Source organism: Acinetobacter sp. WCHAc060006 (genome assembly GCF_004209135.1).
GTDB classification, from domain to species: domain Bacteria; phylum Pseudomonadota; class Gammaproteobacteria; order Pseudomonadales; family Moraxellaceae; genus Acinetobacter; species Acinetobacter cumulans.
This window is the reverse complement of the sequence record NZ_SGSS01000086.1, coordinates 1-910: the sequence shown is the minus strand read 5'-3', so window position 1 is coordinate 910 and position 910 is coordinate 1. Positions and strand designations below refer to the sequence as shown.

Annotated in this window: 2 protein-coding genes; both read left to right on the top strand. The window is 37.6% G+C overall.

What is annotated here, in order from left to right; genetic code table 11:
* The first annotated feature begins 179 nt into the window (after positions 1-179).
* A complete protein-coding gene (locus EXE29_RS17280; RefSeq protein WP_039253786.1) occupies positions 180-500 on the top strand; it encodes a type II toxin-antitoxin system RelE/ParE family toxin in 321 nt (106 codons plus the stop codon).
* Positions 493-765, top strand: coding sequence for a NadS family protein (gene nadS, locus EXE29_RS17275; RefSeq protein ID WP_000369781.1), 273 nt, complete (start codon positions 493-495; stop codon positions 763-765). Before EXE29_RS17280 ends, nadS begins: the two co-directional genes overlap by 8 nt.
* The last annotated feature ends 145 nt before the right edge of the window (positions 766-910 follow it).

Below are 910 nucleotides of genomic sequence, written 5' to 3'. Positions count from 1 at the left end.
CTGTTATTGAACAAAGAAATCTAAATCCTGTGCTTGACTTGGAAATGTCCATATAGGACATTTCTATTTGGTTATTAGGTAGGACATTTCTACTTAGGAATAACAGAGAGCTACCAGCTCTCGTTTTTTGTTATGGAAACTGCTAAAATTCAAATACGCCATTGACGTATAAAGAGTCCATGTTATTTATTGAAACCAGCATCTTTACCAAGCAAATTAAAGACCTTGTATCTGATGAGGAATATCGTCAACTTCAGCAAGATCTTTTGGTACAGCCTGATAGAGGTGACCTAATCAAGAATGGCGGTGGTATTCGCAAAGTACGTTGTGCTCAAGGTAACAAAGGGAAAAGTGGTGGGATACGGGTGATTTATTATTGGGTCACCGAGGATGATCAGATCTTTTTCTTAGTGGCTTATCCAAAATCAGTAAAAGATAATTTAACAGATAAGGAAACCGCCATTCTGCGCCAACTCGTGAAGGAGCAATTTCATGGATAACAACTTATTTGATGACTTGGTTGCTTCAATCAAAGAAGCTGGAGCTATCAAACGTAAAGAAGTTAAAGCAAGCCGAGTTACAGAACTCGAATTGCCTGATATTAAAGAAGTACGTGAAAAAACTGGCTTGAGCCAAAATGAATTTGCTGCACGTCTACATATTAGCCCCCGTACCCTGCAAAATTGGGAACAGGGACGACGCTATCCAACTGGACCAGCAGCTACATTGATTCGAATTTTAGATGCTCACCCAAGCCTTATTTGAAAAAATTACTTAAAAAATGGGAGCTTAAGGCTCCCATTTTTTGTTATTCACCAATTAAAATGTCTATGCGATAAACCATTTAAAATGTCCTGTTTTTAACTGCAAGAGTCAAGAACAGGATTTAAATTTCTTTGTTCAATAACAA

Bases quoted from the DNA above. Each gene is read 5' to 3' on its own strand.
- EXE29_RS17280 (WP_039253786.1), top strand. From the start codon at position 180: ATGTTATTTATTGAAACCAGCATCTTTACCAAGCAAATTAAAGACCTT.
- nadS (WP_000369781.1), top strand. From the start codon at position 493: ATGGATAACAACTTATTTGATGACTTGGTTGCTTCAATCAAAGAAGCT.